We start from the raw sequence: 25460 nt of genomic DNA, 5'->3' as shown, positions 1-25460 counted from the left end.
CGCGTCACTCCAGTGACGCGTCATGCTGTGCAACAACGAGGAAGACGCGCCACTGGAGTGGCGCGCCCCCAGCAATTTGATCCATTCAAGAGGCTCACATGAGTTCACCGCAGGCCGAGGCCGCGCGCGACGATGCCGCGCAGGACCTGGGTCGTGCCGCCCTGGATCGTGTAGGTTGGCGCCATCATGGTGCAATGCTGCGCGAGGTCGAGGAAATCGGCCATGTCCTCCTCGCTCGTGGCGTCCGACTCGGCCAGCCGCCGTGCGATCTCGGGCAGTTCCTGCTGGTAGATCGTGCCGAGGTCCTTGACCAGGGCGCCCTCGATCGTCGGCGACTTGCCGGCTTCGAGAAAGCCCGCGACCGACACCGACATCTGCCGCAGCGTCCAGAGCCGGGCGACGAGCCGGCCGAGGATCGCGCCGGCAAAACCGGAGGGTTGGCGGCCGAGCACGCGCACCAACTCGCGCAGGACGTAGAAGTTCTGCAGGAAGCGTTCCGGGCCTGACCGCTCGTAGGCCAGCTCGCTGGTGACCTGCAGCCAGCCGTCGCCCTCGTTGCCGATCAGGCAGCTTTCCGGAACGAAGCAGTCGCTGAAGGTCACTTCGTTCCAGTCATGGCGTCCCGCCAGGTTGATGATGGGGCGTAGAGTGATGCCCGGAGTTTCGAGGTCGATCAGGAGCTGGCTCAGCCCCTTGTGCCGGTCGCCGTGCTGACCGGAGGTGCGCACCAGCGCGACGCAGTAGTGGCTGCGATGGGCGCCCGAGGTCCAGACCTTTGTGCCGTTGACTCGAAACCCGCCGGGCACTGGCTCGGCGCGGGTGCGCACCGAGGCGAGGTCGGAGCCGGAGTCCGGCTCGCTCATGCCGATGCAGAAATAGCATTCGCCGCGCGCGATGCGCGGCACGATTGACTGGCGTTGCTCCTCGCTGCCGAAGCGCAGCAGCAGCGGTCCCGACTGGCGGTCGGCCAGCCAGTGCAGGCCGGCCGGCGCGCTGTGGCCCAGAATCTCCTCGGTGACGACGTAGCGCTCGAGGAAGCTCTTTTCGTGCCCGCCGTATTTCTTCGGCCAGGTCATGCCGATCCAGCCGCGCGCGCCCAGCGCCCGGCTGAACTCGGGACTGGGCGTCGTCCACGAGGCGAAGCCGTCGTCGCTCTGCACCTTGGGCAACGTCTCCTTGAGGAAGGTGCGGACCTCCTCACGCAACGTTTCGACTTCGGGAGGGAGGCGGAAGGGCGGGAACTCGAGCTTGGGAATCGTCATCGGTATTCCGCCCTATTTGTCGAGCCAGACGTCCTCGAAGCGCCAGTTGTTGTAGTGCGAGTTCTGCGGCGGCGAGACGCCGTGGACATAGGGATACCAGCAGGTATTGCCGCGCTGGTGCATGATCGAGGGTCGCACGCCGGCTGCCTGCAGGTCGTGATCGATCTTGTTCACCAGGGCCTTGCGCTTCACCGGATCGATGGTCGACGACTGCTCGTCGAAGCGGGCCTGCATGTCCTTGTCGCAATAGTTGGTGTAGTTGCGCTCCGAGCCGCAGGCGTAGGCCTCGTAGAACATGACGTCTGGATCGTCGAGCGCCGAGCCGCCGGAGTTGGTCGCGACGTTGTAGTCCTTGCGCAGCAGGCGATTATACCAGACCGAGCTCTCGACCGCCTCCAGCTCGCCCTCGATGTTGATCTGCTTGAGCTGGTCGATCAGCAGGACGGCCGGCTCGCGATAGATCGGCAGGTTGCGGGTCAGCACCTTGATCTTGAGCGGCTTGTCCGGCCCGTAGCCCAGCTCCGTCAGGATCGTGCGGGCCTCTTCGCGGTTCTTCGAAACGTCGCCCGTGAAGCCCGGAACGTCGGCCAGCTGCTCGGGCCCGATTCCCCAGACGCCCTCGGGGGGCGCTTCCATCACGCCGCCGATGCGGAACTGGCCCTCGCTCAGGATATCGACAAAGGCCTTGCGGTCGATCGCCAGCATCATCGCCTTCTTGATGCGCGGATCGTCGAACGGCGCGATCGGGTTGACCAGCAACTGCGTCTGGATGTTGAACTGCGCCAGCTCGCAGATCGCCTGGGGCGCCTTGGCCTTGATGTCTGCGGCGAGACGCGAGGAGATGTCCTGCGAGAAGGTGAGGTCGAACTCGCCGACCGAGAAGGCGAGCACGCGCGTGGCGCGGTTCGGCACCATGCGCCATTCGATGGCGTCGAGATAGGGCCGGCCCTTCTTCCAGTAATCGGGATTGCGCACCAGCGAGATGCTCTGGTTCGACTTGAATGACGCGAGCTTGAACGGTCCGGTGCCGATCGGCTTGGTACGCATGTCGCGCCCCGGCACGTGGCAAGGATAGACAGCCGAGAACCCGGCGGCGAGGAAGCCCAGGAACGACGGCTGAGGCCGGCCGAGATGGAAGCTCACCTGCCGGTCGCCTTGGACCGTGACGTCCTTGAGATTTGAATACCATTCCTTGCGCGGGTTCTTGCGCCAGCCGCTGTCCCGCTTGCCAGTGACCGTGTCCCACGTGCACTTCACGTCGGCGCTGGTGAATGGCTTGCCGTCGTGCCATTTCACCCCGTCGCGAAGCTTGAATGTCACGACCGTGTTGTCCGGGCTCCAGCTCCACGATTCGGCGAGGTCGGGCACGATCGTGGAGTCGGTATTCTGCTTCGCGGTCTGGTCGTAGATGACCAGGTTGTTGAACAGCGCCATGAACGGCATCAATGTCGCGATCGTCACTTCCTCGTGGAGCGACGCGCTGGGCGGATTGTCGTTGTGATAGACGCGCAGCACGCCGCCGCTCTTCTGCGCATGTGCCGCCGTCGCCAGCACGATGCCAAACAGGCCGGCCGTTGCAGCCCGCAACAACTTTATCTTCATGACATTGCTCCCATCGCGACGACGGTCGAGCGTTGTCACATCCTCTCTATATCGGCAAGAGTCTTGGCATATCTGAATTCGACATGCGGTCATGCTCATGTTCCTCCCCGCGTTGCGCACAGGGAGGAACAAGGCTATCGAACCTTGTGCGTCGTCTTTTCATTGCCGATCTTCGCCCTTGGACCGATATTTGCGTTGGTGGTACCCAGCGTAGCGTCGGGAGGGGTAATGAGCGACAGCATCGTGTCCGGCAAACGTTTCGGCATTCATCGGCGAACGTTCCTGCGGGCAGGCGCGGCCATCGTCCTGCCGACCGTCGCCAGCGCGCAGGAGATCTTTCCCGACAAGCCCGTACGTATCGTGGTGTCCTATGGGCCCGGCGGTGCGATCGACGTGGTCGCGCGCATCATCGCCGAGCACATGACGTCCACGCTCGGCAAGCCGGTGCTGGTCGACAACAAGCCGGGCGCCGGATCGACCATCGCGGCCGACCTGATCGCGCGCTCCGCGCCGGATGGCTACAACCTTCTCGTGACGGGGATGGCGCACTCAGTCATCGCCGAGCTGTTCCCGCAGGTGACGTTCGATCCGAGCCGCGCCTTCCAGCCGATCAGCCATCTCGGACTCATGCCGTTCGTCCTGGCGGTGAATCCGACATTGCCCGTTACGGACTACGCCAGCTTCATCGCCTACGTGAAAGCGCACCCGGGCGCCATCAACTGCGGCTCCGCCGGCCCCGGAAGCTCGGCGGATCTCGGCGAGATGCTGCTGGCGAAGATGGCGGGCCTGGATTTCGTGCGCGTGCCGTATCGCTCGACGCCGGCTGCCATGAACGATCTCGTCGCCGGCCGGGTCGGCTTCATGATGGACTCGCAGAACGTATTGGTGCCGCACGTGAAGAGCGGCGCGCTGCGGGCCGTCGCCGTCACGTCGATCGGCCGCTCGCGGCTGGTGCCGGACGTTCCGACCTTGGACGAACTCGGCCTCAAGGGCTTCGAGGCCGGAAGCTGGCAGGCCATGCTGGCGCCGGCCCATACGCCGCGTCCCATTATCGACAAGCTCTCGAAAGCGGTCGAGACGGCGCTGGCTGATCCCGCCATCCAGAAGCGCTACACCGACCTCGGCTATCAGATGCCGCGCAAGGTCGGACCGGAGGCGCTGGCAGAGTTCCTCGCCGGGGAATCGGCGAAATGGGGGCCGCTGGCCAGGGCCACCGGTACCGGGGGCTGATCTCGATGACAAAGCTGACCGAGGCTCAGGTCGACATCTTCCACCGCGACGGCTACCTCGCGCCCGTCGATGTCTTCACGGCTGAGGAAGCGCGGTCCTGGCGCGCCGATCTCGAGGCCTTCGAGCGCACGCTCCCGCCAGGCCCGGTCTCAGCGGGCAACCGGCGCAAGCTCCATGTCCGCTGCCCCTGGGCGCGCGACCTGGTGGGCGATCACCGCCTGCTCGATGTGATGGAGTCGCTGCTCGGCCGCGACATGCTGGTTTTCACCAGCACCTTCTTTATCAAGGAGCCGAACACCGATGCCATCACGGCCTGGCATCAGGATGCGACTTATTTCGGGCTTTCGCCCTATGAGCATGTCACCGCTTGGGTCGCCTTGTCCGAGGCCTCGATCGAGGCCGGCTGCATGGAGTTCATCCCCGGCAGCCATCGCTGGGGTCAGCTCGCGCACGGGCAGGAGACCCTGCCGGGCACCATCAATGCCGGCGCCCGCTCGATCAGCCAGCCGATCGACACCTCGACCGCCGTCTTCGCGCCGGTCAGGACCGGCCAGGTCTCGCTGCACCACACGCTGATCGCGCACAACTCGCCGCCCAACCGGAGCAATGATCGCCGCATCGGCTTCGGCATCAGCTACATCCCGACGCGCCTTCGCCACAGCGGCAGCAAGCGGATGTCGGCAACCCTGGTGCGCGGCGTCGATCGCTACGGACATTTCGATCTCGAAGACGATTGCCGGCTCCTGGGCGCAGAAGCGCGGGTCGCGGCCCACGGGCGCGCCTACGCCCGCTATCGCGAGTGCCATTCGGAGCAGATGGCGCGCTACGGCGAAGTCGCCTGACTCTGGAGTCATCCGCGTGAAGCCATTGCAAGACAAGGTCGCGATCGTGACCGGCGCGTCGTCGCCCGTGGGGATCGGGGCCGCCGTGGCGCGCCGCCTCGCGGGATCCGGCGCACGCCTCGTGCTGGCCGCGGATGTCTCGCCCGAGTCGGTGGCGAAGGAATGCGCCGACATGCTGGGCGATCCGAAGGCGGTCGTTCCGCTTGTGGTCGATCTGGCCGATCCATCGGCCGTCGCGGCGATGGTCGCCGGGGCGGAGAAGCACTTCGGCCGGATCGACCTGCTGGTCAACAATGCGGCCGTCCGGATCAATCGTCCGTTCGGCATGTTCACCGCCGCGGAGTTCGACAAGGCGGTTGCGGTCAATTTGCGCGCGCCGTTCCTTGCCAGCCAGGCGGTGCTGCCGTCGATGCGCCGCCAGGGCGGTGGCCGCATCGTGCATGTCGCGAGCCAGCTTGGCTCCGTCGCCTACCAGACGCGCACGATCTACGGCATGACCAAGGCGGCGCTGATCCATCTCGCCAAGTCGATGGCGCTCGAGCTGGCGCGCGACAACATCCAGGTCAACACCGTGTCGCCGGGGCCGGTGGCGACCCAGCCGATCCTCGATCGCGAGAAGAACGAGCCGGAGGAATCCGCGCGGCGCCGCGAGTACGTGCCGATGGGCCGCTTCGGCCGTCCGGAGGAGATCGGCGAGGTCGTGCATTGGCTGCTGACCACGGACGCTTCCTTCCTGACCGGCCAGGATCTCATCGTCGACGGCGGCTACACGATCCACTGATCACCCATCACCTGGGTAAGGGTGAATGGCGCGGCGTTCGTCAACGTCCTCGATCGCTGTTGCGTTTCGAAGGCGAGAGCGACGCTGGCGCGCGAGCGCGACCTCTCCGTGTAGTTTGCTTCGGGGAGCAGCGTGTCCTGCTCAGGGACTCAAGAATTGCCCGTCGGCGATCCCGGACGGCCTTCCTACGACCAGCATGAGCGGCAGGCCGCGAGCCGTCTGGCCTCGCGCGATGAAGCTATTGCCCCGATCGCCCGCCTTTCGCTCGTAGTTTCCATTGCCGCTGAAATAGCCCTTGAAGCAGCTCAGAGAGAACTTGCCGGAGCGACGTGCTTCCGTGGTGAAGGTGCCACTGCAGACCTGTTCTCCGCTTTCGTTGACCACCGTGAAGGAGACCGACGGATCGCGTCCCAATAGGCCGCCATAGTGGGCCACCCCCTTCAGCTGCCTGACATTGCTGACGTCATCGCGATAGACGATGATGATTGGACCGGGGCGAGAAGCCGCAGCCTCGGGCTTGGCGATCGAGGGATGGACCGACAGGCTGAAAGCCAATCCCAAGGCCACGCCAATCGCGACGCCAAATGCTCGGGCGCGGTAGGCCATCGGCCAAGTCCAAGGATTTCCTGATGCGCACATTCCATCGGATCGATCTGATTGTTGCGCACGATGCCTGCGACGGCAACGGCCCGCAATTGGAACAGGCAGGGGTGACTGCCAACGCTGGGGCACGGCTTTTGTTGCTTGCACCACCTCCCGGCAAGCCCGCCATCATGATCAGGTAGCGGTCGAACGTCGGCCCCTAGAACACATACTTGTGCCCGAGCGTTGCGCGGCTCCCAAATGCATAACTGGAAAGCCGGCCTGATGTTTGGGTTCGAGGCCGATGAATTACCGACCATGGATGGTCGCGTCGGCGAACTGACCTAAATGAGTGCCTTGTCGACGATCGCCTGTGCCTCGCCGAGGATGGTGCGGAGGTGGTCCTCGCCGCGGAAGCTCTCGGCGTAGATCTTGTAGATGTTCTCGGTGCCCGAAGGGCGCGCGGCGAACCAGCCGCTCCGGGCCACGACCTTGATGCCGCCGATGGCGCCGTCGTTGCCCGGCGCGCGGCTCAGCACGTGCTCGATCGGCTCGCCGGCCAGCTCGGTGCTTTTCACCTGGCCGGGCGACAGGCCGGCGAGCTTGCGCTTCTGCTCGGGCGTCGCCGGGGCGTCGATGCGATCGGCGGCGGAAGCGCCGAAATCGCGCTCCAGGTCGCGGTAGAGAAGGTCGGGCGTGCGGCCGCTGCGCGCGGTGATCTCGGCCGAGAGGAGGGCGGCGGCGATCCCGTCCTTGTCGGTCGACCACACCGTCCCGTCGCGGCGCAGGAACGACGCGCCGGCGCTCTCCTCGCCACCGAAGCCCAGCGAGCCGTCGAGCAGGCCGTCGACGAAGAACTTGAAGCCGACAGGCACCTCGTGCAGCCGCCGGCCGAGCCGGGCGGCGACGCGGTCGATCATGGTGCTGCTGACCAGCGTCTTGCCGACGGCGGCGTCACTGCGCCACTGCGGCCGGTTGCGGAACAGGTAATCGACGGCGACGGCGAGGTAATGGTTGGGCGGCATCAGCCCGCTGGGCGCGACGATGCCGTGGCGGTCGTGATCGGTGTCGCAGGCGAAGGCCACGTCGTATCTGTCCTTCATGCCGATCAGCCGGCGCATGGCATAGGGCGAGGACGGGTCCATGCGGATGCGGCCGTCCCAGTCGAGCGTCATGAATGGGAACCTGGAATCGACCTGCTCGCTGACCACGTCGAGGGCGATCCGGTAGCGCTCGGCGATGCGCGCCCAGTAATGCACGCCGGCGCCGCCCAGCGGATCGACGCCGAATCGAAGGCCGGAGGCGCGGATGGCGTCGAAATCGAGCACGGTGCCGAGATCGGCGGTATAGGCCTCGAGGAAATCGTGCTCGTGCACCGTCGCGGCCCGCCGGGCCTGCGCGTAGGGCAGGCGCTTCACGCCCTTCAGCCCCTCGGCGAGCAGGCGATTGGCCTCCTTCTCGATCCAGCCGGTGACGTTGCTGTCGGCCGGGCCGCCATGCGTCGGATTGTACTTGAAGCCGCCGTCCTCCGGCGGATTGTGCGAGGGTGTGATGATGATGCCGTCGGCCAGCCCACTGTTGCGCCCCTTGTTGTGAACGAGGATTGCCTGCGACAGGGCTGGCGTCGGCGTGTATTCGCCGCCCGCCGAGACCAAGACCTCGACGCCGTTGGCCGCCAGCACCTCGAGCGCGCTCTCGAAGGCGGGCTGCGACAGCGCATGGGTGTCGCAGCCGATGAACAGCGGACCGTCGGTGCCTGCCTGCCGGCGCCAGTGGCAGATCGCCTGGCTGATCGCCAGCACATGAGCCTCGTTGAAGCTCTGCGCAAAGGACGAGCCGCGATGGCCCGAGGTGCCGAATGCCACGCGCTGCGCCGCCACGGCGGGATCCGGCGCGAGCGCGCCGTAGGCGTCGAGCAGCTTGGTGGTGTCGACAAGCTGCTCCGGGGTCGGCAACTGGCCCGCCCGGGGGCTGATGCGGGGATCTTTGCTTTCTGTCGCCAAGGGCCTGCTTCCGCTTTCTGCGCTGCGCTGACTTGCGGCAACCCGCCTCGGAAACGCTTTGGCGACGCTAACCACATGCAGCAAACGATGAAGGAACGACTATCGTTCCAGCTCGCAAATTGTCCAATGAAATCAATGGGACATGGAGAGCCGCCGCGCGGGCGGCCTTCGCGTCAGGCGCATTTCACGGGCAGTCTCCCCTGCAGATGCAGGAGCTGAACGGCCTGAAGGGAAAGGACGCTGAGCGCATCCTGGATTTCTCCGGCAGCGACCATCCGAAATGCCTCGGTCAACGGCACCCGGCGAAGAGCAAGCTCCTCCGTCGGCTCGGGTGATGCCGTGCCCTGGGTCAATCCCCAGGCGAGGAACGAGATCGAGCGCTCGTCGGATACCGAATTGGAAAGGTCGCACCGGAGCAGTTGCTGCCAGTTGCCGGCTTCGAGCCCGGTTTCTTCCTTCAGTTCCCGTGCCGCCGACTCCCGGGCATCGACACCGATCGTGCCGCCGCCCTCCGGAATCTCCCAGCTGTACTCGTCGAACGGGAAGCGGTGCTGGCCGACAAGGAATGTATGCCCTTCGTCGTCGACCGGCACGATGCCGACGGCCAGGTTCTTGTAATGGATGGTTCCGTAGATGCCCGGCTCTCCCGCAGGCGTGAGCACCTCGTGGTGCGTCACCCGTATCCATCGATTGTCATAGACATGGCGACTGGACATCACGGTCCAGGGGCCTCGTTTTTCCAGGGTCATTGGGGGTAACCAGATTGGGTGCTGCCCGACCTTAAGGCCCGAGGTCGCGGAAGTGTAGCGGGTTGGGTTCGAGCCGGCCGCGCAGCAGGGCGGCACCTGGCGCTTACGGGCGCGCGGCCTGCGTTGACCTGACCGGAGTACGTACGGTATCGGTTGATGCGCTCGTCTGAAACTCGTCTTCCGGCGGCTGAGCTGCCGGCGATCGAAGGCGTGCTGCATTGATTGTGAAGTTCATTTTCCGCCAGGGGAGATCGATCGACTGATCCGGTCGATCCGCGGGGGGCCGGGGGGACTTGAAAATGGCCACTTCTCTTGTCAATGGCCTGGCCGGCGCAACCGGCTTCGGCGAAAACATTCCCGTCGGCAACGACGATGCTTCTTTCGAAGCGAGGGCCACACGACATGGCTAGAGTCACGCTCAAAGACGGGACCGTCATTTTCGACGATGAGACCCCGCTTCCTGGCGGGGCATGGACGGGGGTCGATTCCGAAGATCTGTTCGATACGTCCGCTCATTCGGCGGAAGACTATCTCTATGCGGCGCTTTCGCCCGAGCTTGCCCTGCAGGTCCTTGCAGGAACGGCTCCCTTCTCGCTGGTCAGCGCGACCATCACCGGGCCGTCGCAGATTTCCATGTTCGATGGGATGACCGTCAGCGGCGTCAACGGGCTGGTCAGCGACCTGGTCTTCCCGAAGGGCGTCTTTCTCTCGAGCGGCTATTCGTCGACTCCGCTGTACAATAGCTCAGACGGCTATTCTCTGATTACGGGCCGCGCCGGGGACAGCGATGTCCTCGACACCGTGACCGCCGCCTTCCCGGGAGAGGCGGACTCGACAAACGATGCAGCCTCGCTCGAGGCCGTAGTCTTCGTGACGGATCCCGATACGACCAGCTTCAGTTTCGACCTGGTCTTCGGCTCCGACGAATTCCCCGAATTCAGCAATTCCTTTGTCGATGGCGCCGTCGTGATGGTCGACGGTGTCAACTACGCCCTGTTCAATGGTGCCTCGACGCCGCTCAGCGTCACGGATGCCAATATCGCCAGCGGCTATTTCTACAACAACAGCGATTCGACGACGAGCCAGGGCGGCGTAACCCTGCCCGGCGCGCAAATGGTCCTGCCGGTAGAATACGACGGCATCTCGCAGACCCTGCGCATCACGGGCCAATTGGGGGCGGGGACCGCCGCGACAATCGACGGCAGGTCCGGCACCCTGCACACGATCAAGATCGCCATCGCCGATACGAACGACGGCCGCATCGACAGCGGTCTCTGGATTGGCAACATCTCGATCGGCGACGGCGGCGGCCTCGGGGTGGTGATCAATTTCGATGAGTCTCCGGCGGCCCGGGCCTTCTTCACCAACCCCGCCGTGCTCGATTCGACAACTCCGTACGCTCAAACCTTCATCGCCACGTATGGTCGGCAGATCTATGACATCCTCATTGCCAATGCCCCCGGCAACCAGACGATCACCGATGCTGCCGGCGCGAGCTCATCGATCTACGGCTATGGCGGCAACGACACGCTGAACGGCGAGGCCGGCAACGACACATTGCACGGCAATGCCGGCAACGACTTCCTCAATGGCGGCAGCGGAAACGACACCGCGGCCTTCTCGGGCCCCTTCGCCCGCTATGCCATCACCTACGATTTTGAAGCCGATCGGGTGATCGTGACCGACAGCCTTGCCGGCGGCGACGGTACCGATCGCGTCGGCCTCGACGTCGAACGCCTCTCCTTCGCCGATGGCGTTCGCGACCTCGCCGATTTCCGACCCCGGCTTTCCGTCAGCGGCCCGGGCACCGTCACCGAAGGCAACAGCGGCAGCAAGACGGTCACCTATACGGTGACCCGCAGCGGCCCGACCAACGGCGTTTCGACCGTAAGCTGGCTGGTGGAGGGAGTCGGGAGCATTCCGGCGAATGCAGCCGACTTCGCCGGGGGTGCCCTGCCTTCCGGCAGCCTGACCTTCGCCGCAGGCGAGACATCGAAGACGCTTACGATCACCGTCGCGGGCGATACCGTCGTCGAATCCAACGAGACCTTCCGCCTGCGGCTGGCCAATCCCGGCGACGCCGTCCTCACCGTCGGCTCGGTGACGACGACCATCCTCAACGACGATTCCGCGGCGACCGTCCTTTCCATCGGAGCGGTCAGTGCGAGCAAGGCCGAAGGCCAGTCCGGCAGCACTCCATTCACTTTCACGGTCACCAGGACGGGCGACACGTCGGTGGCTCACATTGCCCACTGGGCGGTTGGCGGCGCGGCCGTCACCGGCGCGGACTTTGCCGGCGGCGTGCTGCCGTCCGGGACGGTGATCTTTGCGGCCGGCCAGACGAGCCGCACTATCACGGTAAACGTGGCCGGCGACACGGCGGTGGAAGCCAACGAGGCCTTCACCGTCACCTTGTCCAGTCCGAGCACGGGAGCGACCCTGGGCACAGCGACAGCCACCGGCACGATCCTCAACGACGACGCCAGGCTTTCCATCACTGCGGTCAGTGCGAGCAAGGCCGAAGGCCAGTCCGGCAGCACCCCGTTCATCTTCACGGTCACCCGGACGGGCGACACGTCCGTGGCCCACAGCGCCCACTGGGCGGTCGGCGGCGCGGCTGTCACCGGCGCAGACTTTGCCGGCGGCGTGCTGCCGTCCGGGACGGTGACCTTCGCTGCCGGCCAGACGAGCCTCACGATCACCGTCAATGTAGCCGGCAACACGACGGTGGAAGCCAACGAGGCCTTCACCGTCACCCTGTCCAGCCCGAGCGCGGGCGCGACCCTGGGCACGGCGACGGCCACCAGCACGATCCTCAACGATGACGGCCCGACGACTCTGGCGATCGTCGCCACCGATGCCGTGAAGGCCGAGGGCAACAGCGGCACCACCACGTTCAGCTTCACCGTGACCCGGACCGGGTCCTCGGTCATCGCGAGTTCCGCCCACTGGGCCGTCTCGGGAACGAAAGTAAATGGTGCCGACTTTTCAGGAGGCGTGCTGCCGGCCGGTACCGTCGCGTTCGCTGCCGGAGAGACCTCCAAGACGATCATGGTCGGCGTTGCCGGCGATTCCACGGTCGAGGCCAATCAGAGCTTCAGGGTCAGCCTGTCCAGCCCGAGCGCCGGCACCATAATTTCGACGTCCAGCGCGATCGGGACAATTCTGAACGACGACGCCGGATTCGCGATCAAGGCCGTGTCGGCCGACGCTGTGGAGGGCGCGGCCGGAACGACCAAGCCCTTTACCTTCAGCATCACACGGACCGGCGACACGACGGTGGCACGCTCAGTCGGCTGGACGGTCGGCGGCGCGGCCGTGACGGGTGCCGACTTCGCGGGAGGCGTGCTGCCTGCCGGGACGGCAAACTTCGCGGCAGGCGAGACGCTCAAGACGATTTCGCTGTCTGTCGCTGGCAACAGCGTCGCGGAAGCGGACGAAAAGTTCACCGTGACCTTGTCGAACCCCGGACCGGGCGCCTCGCTCGTGCAGGCAAGCGCCAGCGGCATGATCCGGAACGACGACGCCTCGAGCGGCAACGATTCGATGACCGGAACGCCGAACGTGGACTCCCTCGACGGGCTGGCCGGCGACGACACGCTCTATGGGCTGGCCGGCAACGATGTGGTCCTCGGCCGCGACGGCAACGATCTGCTGGATGGCGGGACCGGAAACGACCTGATGGTGGGCGGTGCCGGGAACGATCGCTACTACGTCGATGCGGTTGGAGACGTCGTGCTCGAGGTCTTTCCGACCGATGGCATCGACACCGTCGTCTCGTCGATCGGCTACACGCTCGGCGCGAATGTCGAGCACCTCGTGCTGACCGGCACGGCGGCGATCAATGGGACCGGCAATGCCGAAAGCAACATGCTCTCGGGTAACGGCGCGGCCAATATCCTGTCGGGTGGCGCCGGCAACGACGTCATCGATGGTGGCGCGGGCGCCGACCGCCTGATCGGAGGCAGCGGCGCCGATACGTTCGTCTTCTCCGCGCCCCTGGTCGCGGGCCAGTACGACACGATCGCGGGGTTCAACGCCCAGGAGGACAGCATGCGGCTGAGCAGCGCCGTCTTCCACGCGTTCTCGCCGGGCACCAGCGTCGGGAACGGCGCGTTCGAGCTCGGATCGGCGGCAACCAGCGCTCTCACCCGACTGCTCTACAATTCCGCGTCGGGTGCACTGCTGTACGATAGCGACGGGCAAGGGGGCGCTGCGGCGATCCAGTTCGCGTCCGTCACCGGATTGTCCGGTGAGCTCTCGGCTACGAACTTCAGGATTTCCTGACGCGGTTTCCTCATGGGCGTGCTGGGGGCGCGCCACTCCAGTGGCGCGTCTTCCTCGCTGCTGCTGCACCGCATGACGCGTCACTGGAGTGACGCGCCCCCAGCGAACCGATGGGCGGCGACGCCGCTACAGCGGCTCGATGACGCGCTGCGCTTCGAGATACTCCACGATCCGGGCCGCGATTGCGTCGGCCGTCGTGCCGCCAGTCTCGAATCGCAGCTCGGGGTCCGTTGGCACCTCGTAGGGCTGGTCGATGCCGGTAAAGTTCCTGATCTCGCCGGCAAGGGCGCGGCGGTAGAGTCCCTTCGGGTCGCGGGCGATGCAGAGCTCGAGCGGCGTGTCGATGAAGATCTCGACGAACTCTCCCGCGTCGACCAAGTCGCGCACGGAGCGGCGGTCGGCGGCGAACGGGGAGATGAAGGAGCACAGCACGATGAGGCCGGCGTCCATCATCAGCTTCGCGACCTCGCCGACGCGGCGGATGTTCTCGACCCTGTCGGCATCGGTGAAGCCGAGATCGCGATTCAGCCCGTGGCGCAGGTTGTCGCCGTCGAGCAGGGTGGTGTGGGCATTGCGCGCGAGCAGGCGAGCCTCGACGGCATTGGCTACCGTCGACTTGCCGGAGCCGGACAGGCCGGTGAACCACAGGATCACGGGCTTCTGCCCTTTCAGGCGCGCGCGCGCCTGCCGGTCGACAGCGAGCGCCTGCCGGAAGATGTTGCCGGCGCGGCGCAGCGGGAAGGCGATCATGCCCGCCGCGACCGTGGCGTTCGTGGCGCGGTCGATCAGGACGAAGGCGCCGGTCGCCCGGTTATCGCCGTAGCGGTCGAAGGCGATCGGCGCCTTGAGTGACAGGTTGCAGAAGCCGATCTCGTTGAGCGACAGGGATTTGGCTGCAAGCTGCGCGTTGGTGTCGACGTCCAGCCGGTGCTTGATCTCCGTGACCACGGCCGGAACGGTCCGTCCGCCAGTCTTCAGCCAGTAGGAACGTCCGGGCAGCATCTTGTCGTCGCCCATCCAGACGAGGTGCGCGGCGAACTGGTCGGCGACGCTGGGACGCCGGTGCGGGTGGCTCAGCACATCGCCGCGCGAGGCGTCGACATCGTCCTCGAGCACAACGGTGGCCGCCTGTCCGGTCTCCGCCACGGCCAGGTCGCCGTCCATGGTGACGATACGGGAGACGCGCGAGCGCCGTCCCGAGGCAGCGATGACGACGTCGTCGCCGACGGCGAGGCGCCCCGAGGCGACCGTGCCGGCCAGCCCGCGGAAATCGAGGTGGGGGCGGTTCACCCACTGGACAGGAAAGCGCAGGGCGGCGTCGGGCGAGCCGTCACCGATTTCGACGGTCTCCAGGTGGGTCAGTAGCGATGGACCGTCGTGCCATGGCATGCTGGCCGAGGTCGTGCAGACGTTGTCACCGAAGCGGGCGGAGAGGGGGATCGGCTCGATGCTCTCGAACCGCAGGGCAGCGGCTTCCTTGCGGAACGCGTCGACGATAGCCTGGAAGACGGACCGGTCGTAGGCCACGAGATCCATCTTGTTGACGGCCAGCACGACGTGGCGGATGCCGAGCAGGGATACGATCGTTGCGTGACGCCGGGTCTGGGGCAGAAGGCCCTTGCGCGCATCGACCAGGAGGACGGCGAGATCGGCGTTCGAGGCGCCGGTCGCCATGTTGCGCGTGTATTGCTCGTGGCCGGGACAGTCGGCGACGATGAAGGCGCGCGCCTCCGTGGCGAAGTAGCGGTAGGCGACGTCGATGGTGATACCCTGCTCGCGCTCCGCGTCGAGGCCGTCCATCAGCAGGGCGAGATCGAGGCTGTCGCCGGTCGTGCCGTGCCGGCGCGAATCCCGCGCCAGCACGGCGAGATGATCGTCGTACAAGAGGTTGCGGTCGTAGAGCAGCCGCCCGATGAGGGTGGACTTGCCGTCGTCGACCGAACCGCAGGTGAGGAAGCGAAGCGTGGGAAGGCGCGCGCCGGAGAAAGATGTGGCAGCCGACGGCGCGGTTTCGGAATCCATCAAAAATACCCTTCGCGCTTCTTCTTCTCCATCGAGCCGGCCTCGTCGAAATCGATCAGGCGGCCCTGCCGCTCCGAGTGCCTCGACCCGCGCATCTCCTCGACGACCTTTTCGATCGTGTCCGCCGTCGACTCGACGGCACCGGTGAGGGGGTAGCACCCGAGGCTGCGGAACCGCACCCGCAGTCGCTCCGGCGTCTCGCCCTCGGCCAGTGGCATCCGGTCGTCGTCGAGGACGAGCAGGGTGCCGGCACGGCGGACGACAGGTCTCTCCCTGGCGAGATAGAGCGGAACGACCGGGATATTCTCGGCCAGGATGTAGTCCCAGACGTCGAGTTCGGTCCAGTTCGACAGGGGGAATATCCGCATCGACTCGCCCGGCGCGATCCGCGTGTTGAAGATGTTCCACAGCTCGGGCCGCTGGTTGCGCGGCTCCCAGGCGTGGCGGGCGTTACGGTGGGAGAAGATCCGCTCCTTGGCGCGGCTCTTCTCCTCGTCGCGGCGGGCGCCGCCGAAGGCCGCATCGAACTGCCACTTGGCGAAGGCCTGCAGCAACGCCTCGGTCTTCATGACTTGGGTATGCACGGATCCGCCCGACGCGACCGGGGAGACGCCGCGCGCCAACCCTTCGCGGTTGACATGGACCAGCAGCTCGAGGCCTAGCCGGCGCACGGTCTCGTCGCGAAACAGGATCATGTCGCGAAACTTCCAGGTGGTGTCGACATGCAGCAGGGGGAAGGGCGGCTTCGCCGGATAGAAGGCCTTGAGCGCGAGATGCAGCATCACGCTGGAGTCCTTGCCGATCGAATAGAGCATGACCGGCCGGGCGAACTCGGCGACGGCTTCCCGCATGATGTAGATCGATTCGTCCTGCAGACGGCGCAAATGGCGGGAAAGACGATGGTTGGGCATGGGTGAATATTGACTCGCGGCAAGCTCGTGGATCGGGGCGTGGCCGACCCGGTCGTGTTTCCAGATCGCGGGGACTATCGAGTGATCATGGTCTGCATAGGGCATGTCGCGCGCCGGCCGCAAGATCGCTTGCCTCGCGTGCAGTGGCCGGGCGAACCCGAACGACGCGGAAAAGTTTGAGCCGAGTCAGGAGCGGGAGCAAGGAACAGGACATTCGCTTTCTTCTGGCCGCCGAGGGCGTTCAGCCCTCGGATTTCACATTTGCGGTGGCCTGCTCGTCGCTACGCTCGACCGGGATGGCCCGGCCCTGCCGGTCGCGATAGTTCTCGTCCGGCGTGAGCGATTTGGCGACGTACGACCTGTTCGTCCGGCCGTCGACCTTGCGGGGGAAGAGGGTGCAGGGCATCTCCCATGCCGTCTGGCAGTGCGGGCACACGACGACGTAGGCTTCGGTTCCCTCGAAGCTGCACTCCGCTCCGCACGCGCAGTGGAACTCCATGCTGAGCTTGGTAGTCGTCCGCCTGATGTGGGCGCGCGGATCGCGGAGCGGCGTGCCGATGCCGCGGTCGAAGCACTGATCGAAGGGGATGGGAGGATGGTCCTCCGAGGGTATCACAGGGGCATCCTGCGTCGGCCAATCGGAAAGGTCATACTCGAACCGGCTCGCAAGCGGCTGGAACTTGGACAGAACGGCCTCTCTCAGTGCAGCCAGATGGAGGCGGCTCTCGTCGCTGCGCCGCCACCGCCCGATCGCGCTCGGATCCGGAGGCCGCAGGCCGTGCATCGCCGAGATGGTGGTGTTCTTGTCCTGGACCTCGAATACGGAAGCGAAGTCCTGGGCGCGTGCGCGAGGCTTCAATCGGAACTTCTCGGCCAGCGTCGACTGAACGTCCTGCGGCCTGGATGCCAGGTCCTCGAACCTGACGACGACCATGTTGGGGCGGTTCGACTTGAGAAGCCCGAGCAGCGCGTCCATCTCCACGTTCCACCGCTCGATGTCGATGTAATTTTCGATATCACCCCAGCTGCTGGTGAGCACGTCGCGCGGGTCGCGGAGCATGTAAACCATGCCGATGGAATCAGGAATTTCGTGAAGCCAGCGGTAGGAATGCCGCGAACGTTTCATGACGTGGTTGGCTTCCGGTCTTGCGGCGAAGTGCGCAAACCGCCCCCACCAACCCTCCTCGGGGTAGACGTAGCAATCCTCGAACGTGCTCATGACACCAAGGGCGAGCCAAGTGCCGGACCGGCCGCAGCCGGCGACGAATATTCTGTTCCTGGGATGCGACGCGAGAAGCTTGCTCCGACGCTTCGCTCTTTTCGCCTTGACATCAATCGTACTCGACATCTTCCCAGTATAGCCGGATCCGAGGCGATCGGGGAGACGCCACGTACCGGCCTCTCGCGGTCGGCATGGACCAGCAGCCGGCGACGGCTTCCCGCAGGATGCAGGTCAATTCGTCCTGCAGCGGCGCAAATGGTGGGAAAGACGATGAGGGGGCGCTGGCAATGCAGACTCGTGGCAGGATCGCGGGGCAGATGCGTGGCCGGCCCGCGAGTCGCGCCAGATGCATTCCTCCGCGCGCTTCACGCAGGGAAGAATGCTATTCCAAATGTGTCCATACTGTCGGTGCCGCGAAGGACGACATTCGGGAAACAGCGTTGCGAGGAGGCGGAACTTGGAAGACGAGGTATTGCTGACCGAGATGCGCGGCGCCGTGCGGCTGCTCACCCTGAACCGCCCGAAGAAGCTCAATGCGCTGAATGCGGATCTCCTGAAGGCCCTGTCGGCGGCGCTGCTCGCCGCGCAGCACGACGATTCGGTCGCCGCGGTGATCATCGCCGGCGCCGGACGGGCCTTCTGTCCCGGGATGGACACGTCCGTGGCGCGCGTGCTGACGACGGAAAGCCGCAGGGACCTGGTGCGCCACGCCGATGAGAGTGTCGGGCTGTTCAAGCTGATGGCCCGGATCGACAAGCCGATCATCGCGGCCGTGCACGGCTACGCCCTCGGCGCGGGTTGCAGCCTGGCCCTCGGCAGCGACCTCGTGGTCGCCGCCGAAAGCGCGCGCTTCGGATTTCCGGAGCTACGGGCAGGACTGACCGCGTCCACCGTCACGGCACATGCCGTGCATGTGATGGGGCGTAAGATCGCCTTCGAGCTGTTGATGCTGTGCGAGAACATCACGCCGCAGCGGGCCTACGAGCTCGGCCTCGTCAATCGCGTGGTGCCGGAGGGGCAGCATCTGGAAGCGGCCCTGGGCATGGCGGAGATCATCGCCAAGTGGAATCCGGAGTTCGTCGGCCAGACCAAGCGCACCTTCCATCGGGCGGCATCGCTCGATATCGATCAGGCGCTGGACATGGCGCGCGATGTTTCGGTCATGATGGGGCGCCTGCCGCAGGCTTGAATCGGGTTTTGGTGCGGATCGTGCATTGGCGCTGCCAACCCACTCCTCGAGCGCATCGCCCTTTTTCACCCCAGTGCATTCTCATTTGCTCGACTCTCTGTCGTCCCGAGCGAAGCGAAGCGTAGTCGAGGGACCTGCTCATGCCGGCAGGCGTTGCATGAATAGGTCCCTCCACTCCGCCTCGCTACGCTCGGCTCCGGTCGGGACGACGGAGTTTGTTATTCGTATGCGAATGCCCTGCTTTCCACCTGAGCATGGCTGATACTTTGTTCCTGGTGCATTATCGGCCGGTTCGATGACGGGTTCCTATCTTCTGCGCCGCGCGTTCGGGTTCGCCTTTGTCCTGCTGGGGCTGTCGGTCGTCATCTTCGTCGTCGCCCGCATCGTTCCCGGCGATCCGGCCCGAATCGCGCTGGGGCCGCTTGCCACCCAGGAGCAGGTCGCCCAGCTGCGCGAGGAGATGGGCTTCAGCAAGCCCGCGATCGTGCAATATGTCGACTATATCGGCGGCGTGCTGCACGGGAATCTGGGCAAGTCTCTGCTGACCAGCCGCGCGGTTTCGTCCGACATCGCCCAGGCGCTTCCGGCGACGCTCGAGCTGGTTCTTTTCACCCTGCTGCTGATCGGCGCGATGGCCGTGCCGCTCGGCGTTCTCGCGGCGCGCTGGCATAACAGCGGGATCGACAATGGCAGCCGCCTCGTCGCGCTGCTCGGGGTCGTGACGCCGGGCTTCGTATTCGCCATCCTGCTGCAACTCTTCGCCAGCCACTATCACTTCTTCCCGCTCACCGGACGGCTGACCCAGGGACTAGGCTTCGTTCCCGACATCACCGGGCTCGCCCTCGTCGATTCGCTGCTCAAGGGACGGCTCGACGCTTTCGGCGATGCCCTGTCGCACATTTTCCTGCCGGCCCTCGCGCTGTCGGCCGCCGGCATCGGCCAGATCATGCGGATCACGCGCTCGAGCATGCTCGATATCGCGCGGCGCGATCATGTCGAGACCCTGCGCTCCTTCGGCGTCCCGGGCTACGTCATCACGCTCAAGTACATGCTGCGGCTGGCGGCCGTCGCGCCGCTCACCATCCTCGGCCTCGAATTCGCGTCGCTCATCGGCAACGCCTTCATCGTCGAGATGGTCTTCGCCTGGCCCGGCATCGCGAGCTACGGCCTGCGCGCGATCCTCAACAAGGACTTCAATGCCGTGATGGCGGTGGTCCTGGTGTCGGGCCTGTTCTTCATCTTCGCCAATCTGCTGGTCGACCTGCTGGTTGCCCTGATCGATCCGCGTCTCAGGGGCGGAGCGGGGCTGCGCCGATGAGCGCCGCGAACGACGCCCTGGCGCCGGCCGGCGAGCTCACCAATTTCGCGCGGGCGCGGCGCCGCTTCTTCGGCAATCCCGCGGCGGTGATCGGCGTCGTCATCGTCGTCTCCCTCATCTTCGCCGCGCTGCTCGCTCCCTATATCGCGCCGTATCCCCAGCACGCCGGTTCCTTCGTCGACTTCCGCAGCCGCCACCAGGCGCCGAGCCTGCTGCACCTCATGGGGACCGACAATGTCGGCCGCGACATGTTCTCGCGCGTGCTGTTCGGCTATCGCGTCTCGCTCCTGCTGGTGGTCGGCGTCCTCGGCGTCGCGGTGCCGCTCGGCGTGCTCCTGGGCCTGCTCGCCGGCTATTTCGGCGGCATCGTCGAAACCGCGATCATGTGGCTCACCAACGTCATGCTCGCCGTGCCGCCGCTGGTGATGGCGCTCGCGATCTCGGCGGTGCTGACACCCGACCTGATCCATTCGATGATCGCCATCACGGCGCTGTGGTGGACCTGGCATTGCCGCCTCGTCTACCGGGTGGTGAAGAGCGTCGTGGCCGAGGATTTCGTCGAGGCTGCGCGCGTGGCCGGCGCCTCGCATCTGCACATCCTGTTCCGCGAGATCCTGCCGAACTGTACGGCGGCGATCTCGGTCAAGACGACGCTCGATGCCGGCTTCGTCATCCTGTTCGGCGCATCACTCAGCTTCCTGGGCCTCGGCGTCCAGCCGCCGACACCGGACCTCGGCACGATGGTCTCGGCCGGCGCGCAGTTCCTGCCCGAGATGTGGTGGGAGGCGGTGATGCCGGGGCTCGCCGTGCTCTACGCGATTCTCGGCTTCAACCTGCTGGGCGACGGGCTGCGCGACATGCTGGACGTCGAGATATGACGGGCGCTCCGCCCCCTCTCCTCGACATCCGGGGCCTCAGTGTCAGCTTCGCGAGCTATGGCCGGACGACACCGGTGCTGCACGACATCGATCTTCGGGTCGAGGCGGGGCAGCGCGCCGCGATCATCGGCGAGTCCGGTTCGGGCAAGTCGGTGACGATGAAGACCGTCATCGGCACGCTGCCGCATCCGGCCGGCCGTATCCTCGGCGGCAGCGTGCGCTTCGACGGCCAGGAGCTGCTCAATCTCGGCCGACGGGAGCGCGAACGGCTGAAGGGCACCGACATCTCGATCGTCCACCAGGATCCGCTGGCCTCGTTCAACCCCGTCTTCACCATCGGCCAGCATCTCGACGACGTTCTGCGCTTCGCCGACCGCCGGCTCGGCACGGCCAGCCGCGCCGGCGACCGGCGTCAGCGGATCGAGGCAACGTTGCGCCAGGTCCAGCTCAAGGAGCCGGAACGGGTGCTGCGCTCCTATCCCTTCCAGCTCTCGGGCGGCATGCGGCAGCGGGTGCTGATCGCCATGGCGCTGATGCACCGGCCGAAGCTGCTGATCGCCGACGAGCCGGGCACAGCGCTCGACGTGACGACGCAGGACGAGATCCTGCGCCTGCTCAACCAGCTCGTCGCCGAGGAGCAGCTGACGCTGATCATGGTGACGCACAATCTCGCGGTCGTGCGCCAGACCTCCGACTACGTCTATGTCATGCAGGACGGCCGCATCGTCGAGCACGGTCCGGTGCGCGAGATATTCCAGGCGCCGCGCATGCCCTACACCCAGCGGCTGCTCGAGGCGATTCCGCCGCTCTACGGGCCGCGGGTGCAGCATCGCGAGGCGCACAGCACGACGCCGGTCATCACCGTCACGGATGTCGTCAAGCGCTTCGTCGCGCCGCGGCGCTGGCTAGAGCCCGCCCGCCCGGCGGTGACGGCGGTGCAGAATGCGACGCTCTCGATCTGCCGTGGCGACATCTTCGGGATCGCAGGCGAATCGGGCTCGGGCAAGACCACCGTCGCGCGGATGATCATCGGTCTCGGCGCGCCGACCTCGGGCCGGATCGAGATCGACGGCCGGTCGATCGAGGCCTGGCGGAAGGACCCCGCGTTCCGGCGCCGCATCCAGATCGTCTACCAGAATCCCTCGTCGTCGCTGAACCCCAAGCGGACGGTGGCGGAGACGCTGTCGGTGCCGCTCGCCTTCAGCGGTACTGAGAAGGGTGGCGCGGTGGGGCGCAACCAGCGCGCCGCGCGCATCCGCGAGCTGCTCGACAGGGTGGAGCTGCCGCCGAGCTTCGCTGAGCGATATCCCCACCAGCTGTCGGGTGGCCAGAAGCAACGCGTTGCCATCGCCCGCGCGCTCGCGGTCGAGCCCGAGATCGTCGTGCTCGACGAGCCGACCTCGGCGCTCGATGTCTCGGTGCAGAAGACCGTCATCGACCTGCTGCTGCGGCTGCGCGACGAGCTCGGCCTGACCTATGTCTTCATCTCGCACGACCTCAGCCTGATGCGGAACTTCTGCAATCGCATCGCCGTGATGTTCCGCGGCGAGATCTGCGAGCAGGGCACGACGGATGCGGTGTTCGAGAGCCCGCAGCATCCCTACACACGCGCCCTGATCGCCTCCGTCCCCGTCCTCACCGAGGCCGAGGAGCGGGCCAAGCCCTCCGTCACCCTGGAAGAACGCCGAGCCGTGCTCGCGTCGACAACGCAATGAAAGGTCCTCAAGGCGGCATGTCCAAGCCCAAGTACAGAATTGGCGTCGATGTCGGCGGCACCAACACGGACGCCGTGGTCATGGCGGGACGCACGGTGCTGGCCGGCGTGAAGGCGCCAACGACGCGCGATGTGACCACGGGCGTGCTCGAGGCACTGGCCGGCGTGCTGGAGAAATCCGGCGTCGGCCGCGACGAGATCTCGGCCGTCGTCATCGGCACGACCCATTTCACCAACGCCATCATCGAGCGCCGGCACCTGGCACCCACCGCGATCGTGCGGCTCGGCCTGCCGGCGACGCAGGGCCTGCTGCCCATGGTCGATTGGCCGGACGACCTGCGCGAGGCGATCGGGCGGCATTGCGCGCTCGCCCATGGCGGCAACGAGTTCGATGGCCGCGAGATCTCGCCGCTCGACGAGGACGAGCTGCGGCGGATCGGCCAGGCCGTCGCCGCGAAGGGCATCCGCGCCATCGCCGTGTCCTCGGTCTTCAGCCCGGTCGACGGCCAGATGGAAGCGCGCGCCGCTCGGGTGCTCGAGAGCGCCTGTCCCGGCGCGCGGGTCGTCCTGTCCTCGCATATCGGGCGACTCGGCCTGCTGGAGCGCGAGAGCGCGGCGATCCTCAACGCGAGCCTGCTCGACCTTGCCGAGCGGACGGTCGACGCCTTCGCCACGGCCCTGCAGAGCTGCGGCCTTACGTGCCGCTTCTTCATCAGCCAGAACGACGGCACGCTGATGGATGGTGCCCAGGTCAAGCGCTATCCCGTGCTCACTTTCGGCAGCGGCCCGACCAACTCCATGCGCGGTGCCGCGTTCCTGTCGGGCCACAGCGACGCCATCGTGATTGATGTCGGCGGCACGACCACCGACGTGGGCCTGCTGCAGCACGGATTCCCGCGCGAGGCGGCGACGACGGTCAGCATCGGCGGCGTGCGCACCAACTTCCGCATGCCCGACGTCTTCAGCTTCGGGCTCGGCGGCGGCTCGATCGTCGAAAAGCAAGGAGACAGCACCGTCGTCGGCCCGCGCAGTGTCGGCTACGAGATTACGCAGAAGGCGCTGACGTTCGGTGGCGACGTGCTGACGGCCACGGATATTGCCGTGGCTCTCGGTCTGGCCAAGATCGGCGATCCCGCCAAGGTCGCGCATCTAGACGGCAGGATGCTTTATGCTGCCAAGCAGGTCATGGACGACATGGTCGAGCGCGCCGTCGAGCGCAGCCGCGTCTCCGCCGCGCGCATTCCGGTGATTGCCGTGGGCGGCGGCAGCATCCTTATCCGCGATCGGATCGTCGATCTCGACGTCCTGCGGCCGGAGAACTTCGCCGTGGCGAACGCGGTCGGCGCGGCCATCGCGCAGGTCAGCGGCGAGGTCGATCGCGTCTTCTCGCTGTCGGGCGGGCTGACGCGCGATCAGGCGCTGGGCGAGGCGGAAGCGATCGCGCGCGACAAGGCGATCGCTGCCGGGGCCGTCGTTGACACGATCGTCGCGGTCGAGCGCGAGGACGTGCCGCTCGCCTACCTGCCCGGCAACGCCACCCGCATCCGGGTGAAGGTCGTCGGCGACATCGAGATCTGAGGGTTTGCGAATGTTTCGACCGAGTGAATGTTTTGGCTGTGGTCTTTCGCTGGGGGCGCGTCATTCCAGAGGCGCGTCATGCGATGCGGCAACGATGAGGAAGACGCGCCACTGGAGTGACGCGCCCCCAGCGAAAGAAATCTTGAAATCCAAAGGGGAGGTCAGCGTGAGCTCGTTCACGAACGCCGAGGAGCGTCATGCGTAACCTTACTCGCGACGATATCGAGGCGCTGGCGATCGGTGCGGCGATCCTGGGCACCGGCGGCGGCGGCAATCCCTATCTTGGCAAGCTGCGCTGCTTCGAGGAGCTCAAGAAGGGCGGGGAGATCAGGCTGATCGGCCTCGACGAGCTGGCGGACGATGCGCGGGTCGTCTCGGTTGGCGGCATCGGCGCGCCGGTCGTCGGCATTGAGAAGCTGCGCGAGGGCGAGGAGTTCCTGCGGGCCGTGCGGGCCATCGAAGAACATACTGGCGAGAAGGCCGACGCGGTCATCGCCTTCGAGATCGGCGGCGGCAATTCGATGAACCCCATGGTCACGGCTGCGCAGGCCGGGATTCCCGTCGTCGACGCCGATGGCATGGGCCGGGCCTTCCCCGAGATGCAGATGACGACCTACAGCATCTACGGCCAGCCGACCGCGCCGGCGGCGCTGGCCGACGACAAGGGTAACGTCGTGCTGATCCAGAAGGGCGCGTCGGAGAAATGGGTCGAGCGGCTGGGCCGCACGGCGGCGGTCGCGATGGGCGGCTCGGCAGGCTCGGCGATGGCGCCGATGAGCGGCAGCTTCGCCAAGCGCTATGCCATTCCCGGAACCGTGACGCAGGCGATCACGCTCGGCTATGCGGTGATGGAGGCCAACCGGCTGCACCATAACCCGATCGAGACGATCTGCCAGCGGGAACGCGGCGTCCGTCTCTTCGAGGGCAAGATCGTCGACCTGCAGCGCCGGCTGGAGGGCGGCTTTGCGCGCGGCGAGATCAGGATCGACGGGCTCGATGCCCATGCCGGCTCGACCGCCATGATCGCCATCCAGAACGAGTTCCTGGTGTTCCGCCGCGATGGCAAGGTCGAGGTCTCGGTGCCCGACCTGATCCTGGTGCTCGATCTCGATACCGGCCATGCAATCACCACCGAGGTGCTGCGCTACGGCCAGCGCGTCGCCGTGGTCGGCCTGCCGTGCCACCCCTTGCTGCAGACCGAAGCAGCCCTAAAAGTCATCGGGCCTGCGGCTTTCGGCCTCGACGACGTCGTCTTTCGCCCGCTCGCCCGAGCCTCTTGAGATGGAGACA

At 66.1% G+C, this 25460-nt stretch carries 19 protein-coding genes; 11 read left to right on the top strand and 8 right to left on the bottom strand.

Features of this window, described 5'->3' with window-relative positions; translation table 11 throughout:
- Positions 1–104: 104 nt before the first annotated feature.
- Together ACQY8M_RS30700 and ACQY8M_RS30695 are read right to left on the bottom strand one after the other, a co-directional pair.
- On the bottom strand, positions 105–1262 hold the full coding sequence (locus ACQY8M_RS30700; protein WP_428664131.1) for an acyl-CoA dehydrogenase family protein: 1158 nt from the start codon (positions 1260–1262) through the stop codon (positions 105–107).
- Positions 1263–1274: 12 nt separating this feature from the next.
- Positions 1275–2864 carry an ABC transporter substrate-binding protein gene (locus ACQY8M_RS30695; protein ID WP_428664129.1) on the bottom strand — a complete coding sequence of 530 codons (1590 nt, stop codon included), beginning with the start codon at positions 2862–2864 and terminating at the stop codon, positions 1275–1277.
- 228 nt (positions 2865–3092) lie between these two features.
- On the opposite strand from ACQY8M_RS30695, the gene ACQY8M_RS30690 reads away from it, so the two are divergent.
- Genes ACQY8M_RS30690 through ACQY8M_RS30680 form a run of 3 tightly spaced genes read left to right on the top strand, consistent with a single transcriptional unit; the run spans position 3093 to position 5717 of the window.
- Positions 3093–4094: a Bug family tripartite tricarboxylate transporter substrate binding protein gene (locus tag ACQY8M_RS30690; protein ID WP_428664126.1), complete on the top strand. Its 1002-nt coding sequence runs from the start codon at positions 3093–3095 to the stop codon at positions 4092–4094.
- A gap of 5 nt (positions 4095–4099) precedes the next feature.
- Positions 4100–4936 carry a phytanoyl-CoA dioxygenase family protein gene (locus ACQY8M_RS30685; protein WP_428664123.1) on the top strand — a complete coding sequence of 279 codons (837 nt, stop codon included), beginning with the start codon at positions 4100–4102 and terminating at the stop codon, positions 4934–4936.
- Positions 4937–4952: 16 nt separating this feature from the next.
- Complete coding sequence (locus tag ACQY8M_RS30680; protein ID WP_428664120.1) at positions 4953–5717, top strand: SDR family NAD(P)-dependent oxidoreductase; 765 nt, start codon at positions 4953–4955, stop codon at positions 5715–5717.
- A 141-nt stretch (positions 5718–5858) separates the two neighbouring features.
- On the opposite strand, the gene ACQY8M_RS30675 is transcribed toward ACQY8M_RS30680, so the two are convergent.
- Positions 5859–6323: a hypothetical protein gene (locus ACQY8M_RS30675; RefSeq protein WP_428664118.1), complete on the bottom strand. Its 465-nt coding sequence runs from the start codon at positions 6321–6323 to the stop codon at positions 5859–5861.
- A gap of 23 nt (positions 6324–6346) precedes the next feature.
- Between ACQY8M_RS30675 and ACQY8M_RS30670 the strand changes: the two genes are divergently transcribed.
- Positions 6347–6502 carry a hypothetical protein gene (locus ACQY8M_RS30670; protein WP_428664115.1) on the top strand — a complete coding sequence of 52 codons (156 nt, stop codon included), beginning with the start codon at positions 6347–6349 and terminating at the stop codon, positions 6500–6502.
- Between the two features lie 141 nt (positions 6503–6643).
- Here the strand turns inward: ACQY8M_RS30670 and pgm are convergent, their stop codons facing one another.
- Positions 6644–8254 (bottom strand): phosphoglucomutase (alpha-D-glucose-1,6-bisphosphate-dependent), encoded by a 1611-nt coding sequence (pgm, locus tag ACQY8M_RS30665; protein ID WP_428664112.1) that lies wholly within the window; start codon positions 8252–8254, stop codon positions 6644–6646.
- A 221-nt stretch (positions 8255–8475) separates the two neighbouring features.
- Positions 8476–9051: an NUDIX domain-containing protein gene (locus tag ACQY8M_RS30660; RefSeq protein WP_428664109.1), complete on the bottom strand. Its 576-nt coding sequence runs from the start codon at positions 9049–9051 to the stop codon at positions 8476–8478.
- Between the two features lie 402 nt (positions 9052–9453).
- On the opposite strand from ACQY8M_RS30660, the gene ACQY8M_RS30655 reads away from it, so the two are divergent.
- Positions 9454–13338: a beta strand repeat-containing protein gene (locus tag ACQY8M_RS30655; protein WP_428664107.1), complete on the top strand. Its 3885-nt coding sequence runs from the start codon at positions 9454–9456 to the stop codon at positions 13336–13338.
- A gap of 126 nt (positions 13339–13464) precedes the next feature.
- Here ACQY8M_RS30655 and cysN read toward each other — a convergent pair whose 3' ends face one another.
- From cysN to ACQY8M_RS30640, 3 genes are all read right to left on the bottom strand, one after another.
- Entirely contained in the window at positions 13465–15360 is a 1896-nt protein-coding gene (gene cysN, locus ACQY8M_RS30650; RefSeq protein ID WP_428664104.1) for a sulfate adenylyltransferase subunit CysN, read from the bottom strand.
- Positions 15360–16271, bottom strand: coding sequence for a sulfate adenylyltransferase subunit CysD (gene cysD / locus ACQY8M_RS30645; protein WP_428675543.1), 912 nt, complete (start codon positions 16269–16271; stop codon positions 15360–15362). The genes cysN and cysD overlap by 1 nt, the downstream gene beginning before the upstream one ends.
- 241 nt (positions 16272–16512) lie before the next feature.
- Positions 16513–17490, bottom strand: coding sequence for a hypothetical protein (locus ACQY8M_RS30640; protein WP_428664102.1), 978 nt, complete (start codon positions 17488–17490; stop codon positions 16513–16515).
- 460 nt (positions 17491–17950) lie between these two features.
- Here ACQY8M_RS30640 and ACQY8M_RS30635 point away from each other — a divergent pair, with 460 nt between their 5' ends.
- The 6 genes from ACQY8M_RS30635 (at position 17951) to ACQY8M_RS30610 (ending at position 25450) form a co-directional block, all read left to right on the top strand.
- Positions 17951–18682: an enoyl-CoA hydratase/isomerase family protein gene (locus tag ACQY8M_RS30635; protein WP_428664099.1), complete on the top strand. Its 732-nt coding sequence runs from the start codon at positions 17951–17953 to the stop codon at positions 18680–18682.
- A gap of 295 nt (positions 18683–18977) precedes the next feature.
- Entirely contained in the window at positions 18978–20000 is a 1023-nt protein-coding gene (locus tag ACQY8M_RS30630) for an ABC transporter permease (RefSeq protein WP_428664096.1), read from the top strand.
- Positions 19997–20878 carry an ABC transporter permease gene (locus ACQY8M_RS30625; RefSeq protein ID WP_428664094.1) on the top strand — a complete coding sequence of 294 codons (882 nt, stop codon included), beginning with the start codon at positions 19997–19999 and terminating at the stop codon, positions 20876–20878. Before ACQY8M_RS30630 ends, ACQY8M_RS30625 begins: the two co-directional genes overlap by 4 nt.
- Entirely contained in the window at positions 20875–22593 is a 1719-nt protein-coding gene (locus ACQY8M_RS30620; RefSeq protein WP_428664092.1) for a dipeptide ABC transporter ATP-binding protein, read from the top strand. Before ACQY8M_RS30625 ends, ACQY8M_RS30620 begins: the two co-directional genes overlap by 4 nt.
- Positions 22590–24170 (top strand): hydantoinase/oxoprolinase N-terminal domain-containing protein, encoded by a 1581-nt coding sequence (locus tag ACQY8M_RS30615; protein WP_428664089.1) that lies wholly within the window; start codon positions 22590–22592, stop codon positions 24168–24170. Before ACQY8M_RS30620 ends, ACQY8M_RS30615 begins: the two co-directional genes overlap by 4 nt.
- A gap of 197 nt (positions 24171–24367) precedes the next feature.
- Complete coding sequence (locus tag ACQY8M_RS30610) at positions 24368–25450, top strand: DUF917 domain-containing protein (RefSeq protein WP_428664087.1); 1083 nt, start codon at positions 24368–24370, stop codon at positions 25448–25450.
- The last annotated feature ends 10 nt before the right edge of the window (positions 25451–25460 follow it).

It is taken from the genome of Reyranella sp. (assembly GCF_965279465.1).
GTDB lineage: Bacteria > Pseudomonadota > Alphaproteobacteria > Reyranellales > Reyranellaceae > Reyranella.
The sequence above is the reverse complement of the archived record's forward strand: the minus strand, read 5'-3'. Positions and strand labels throughout refer to the sequence as shown.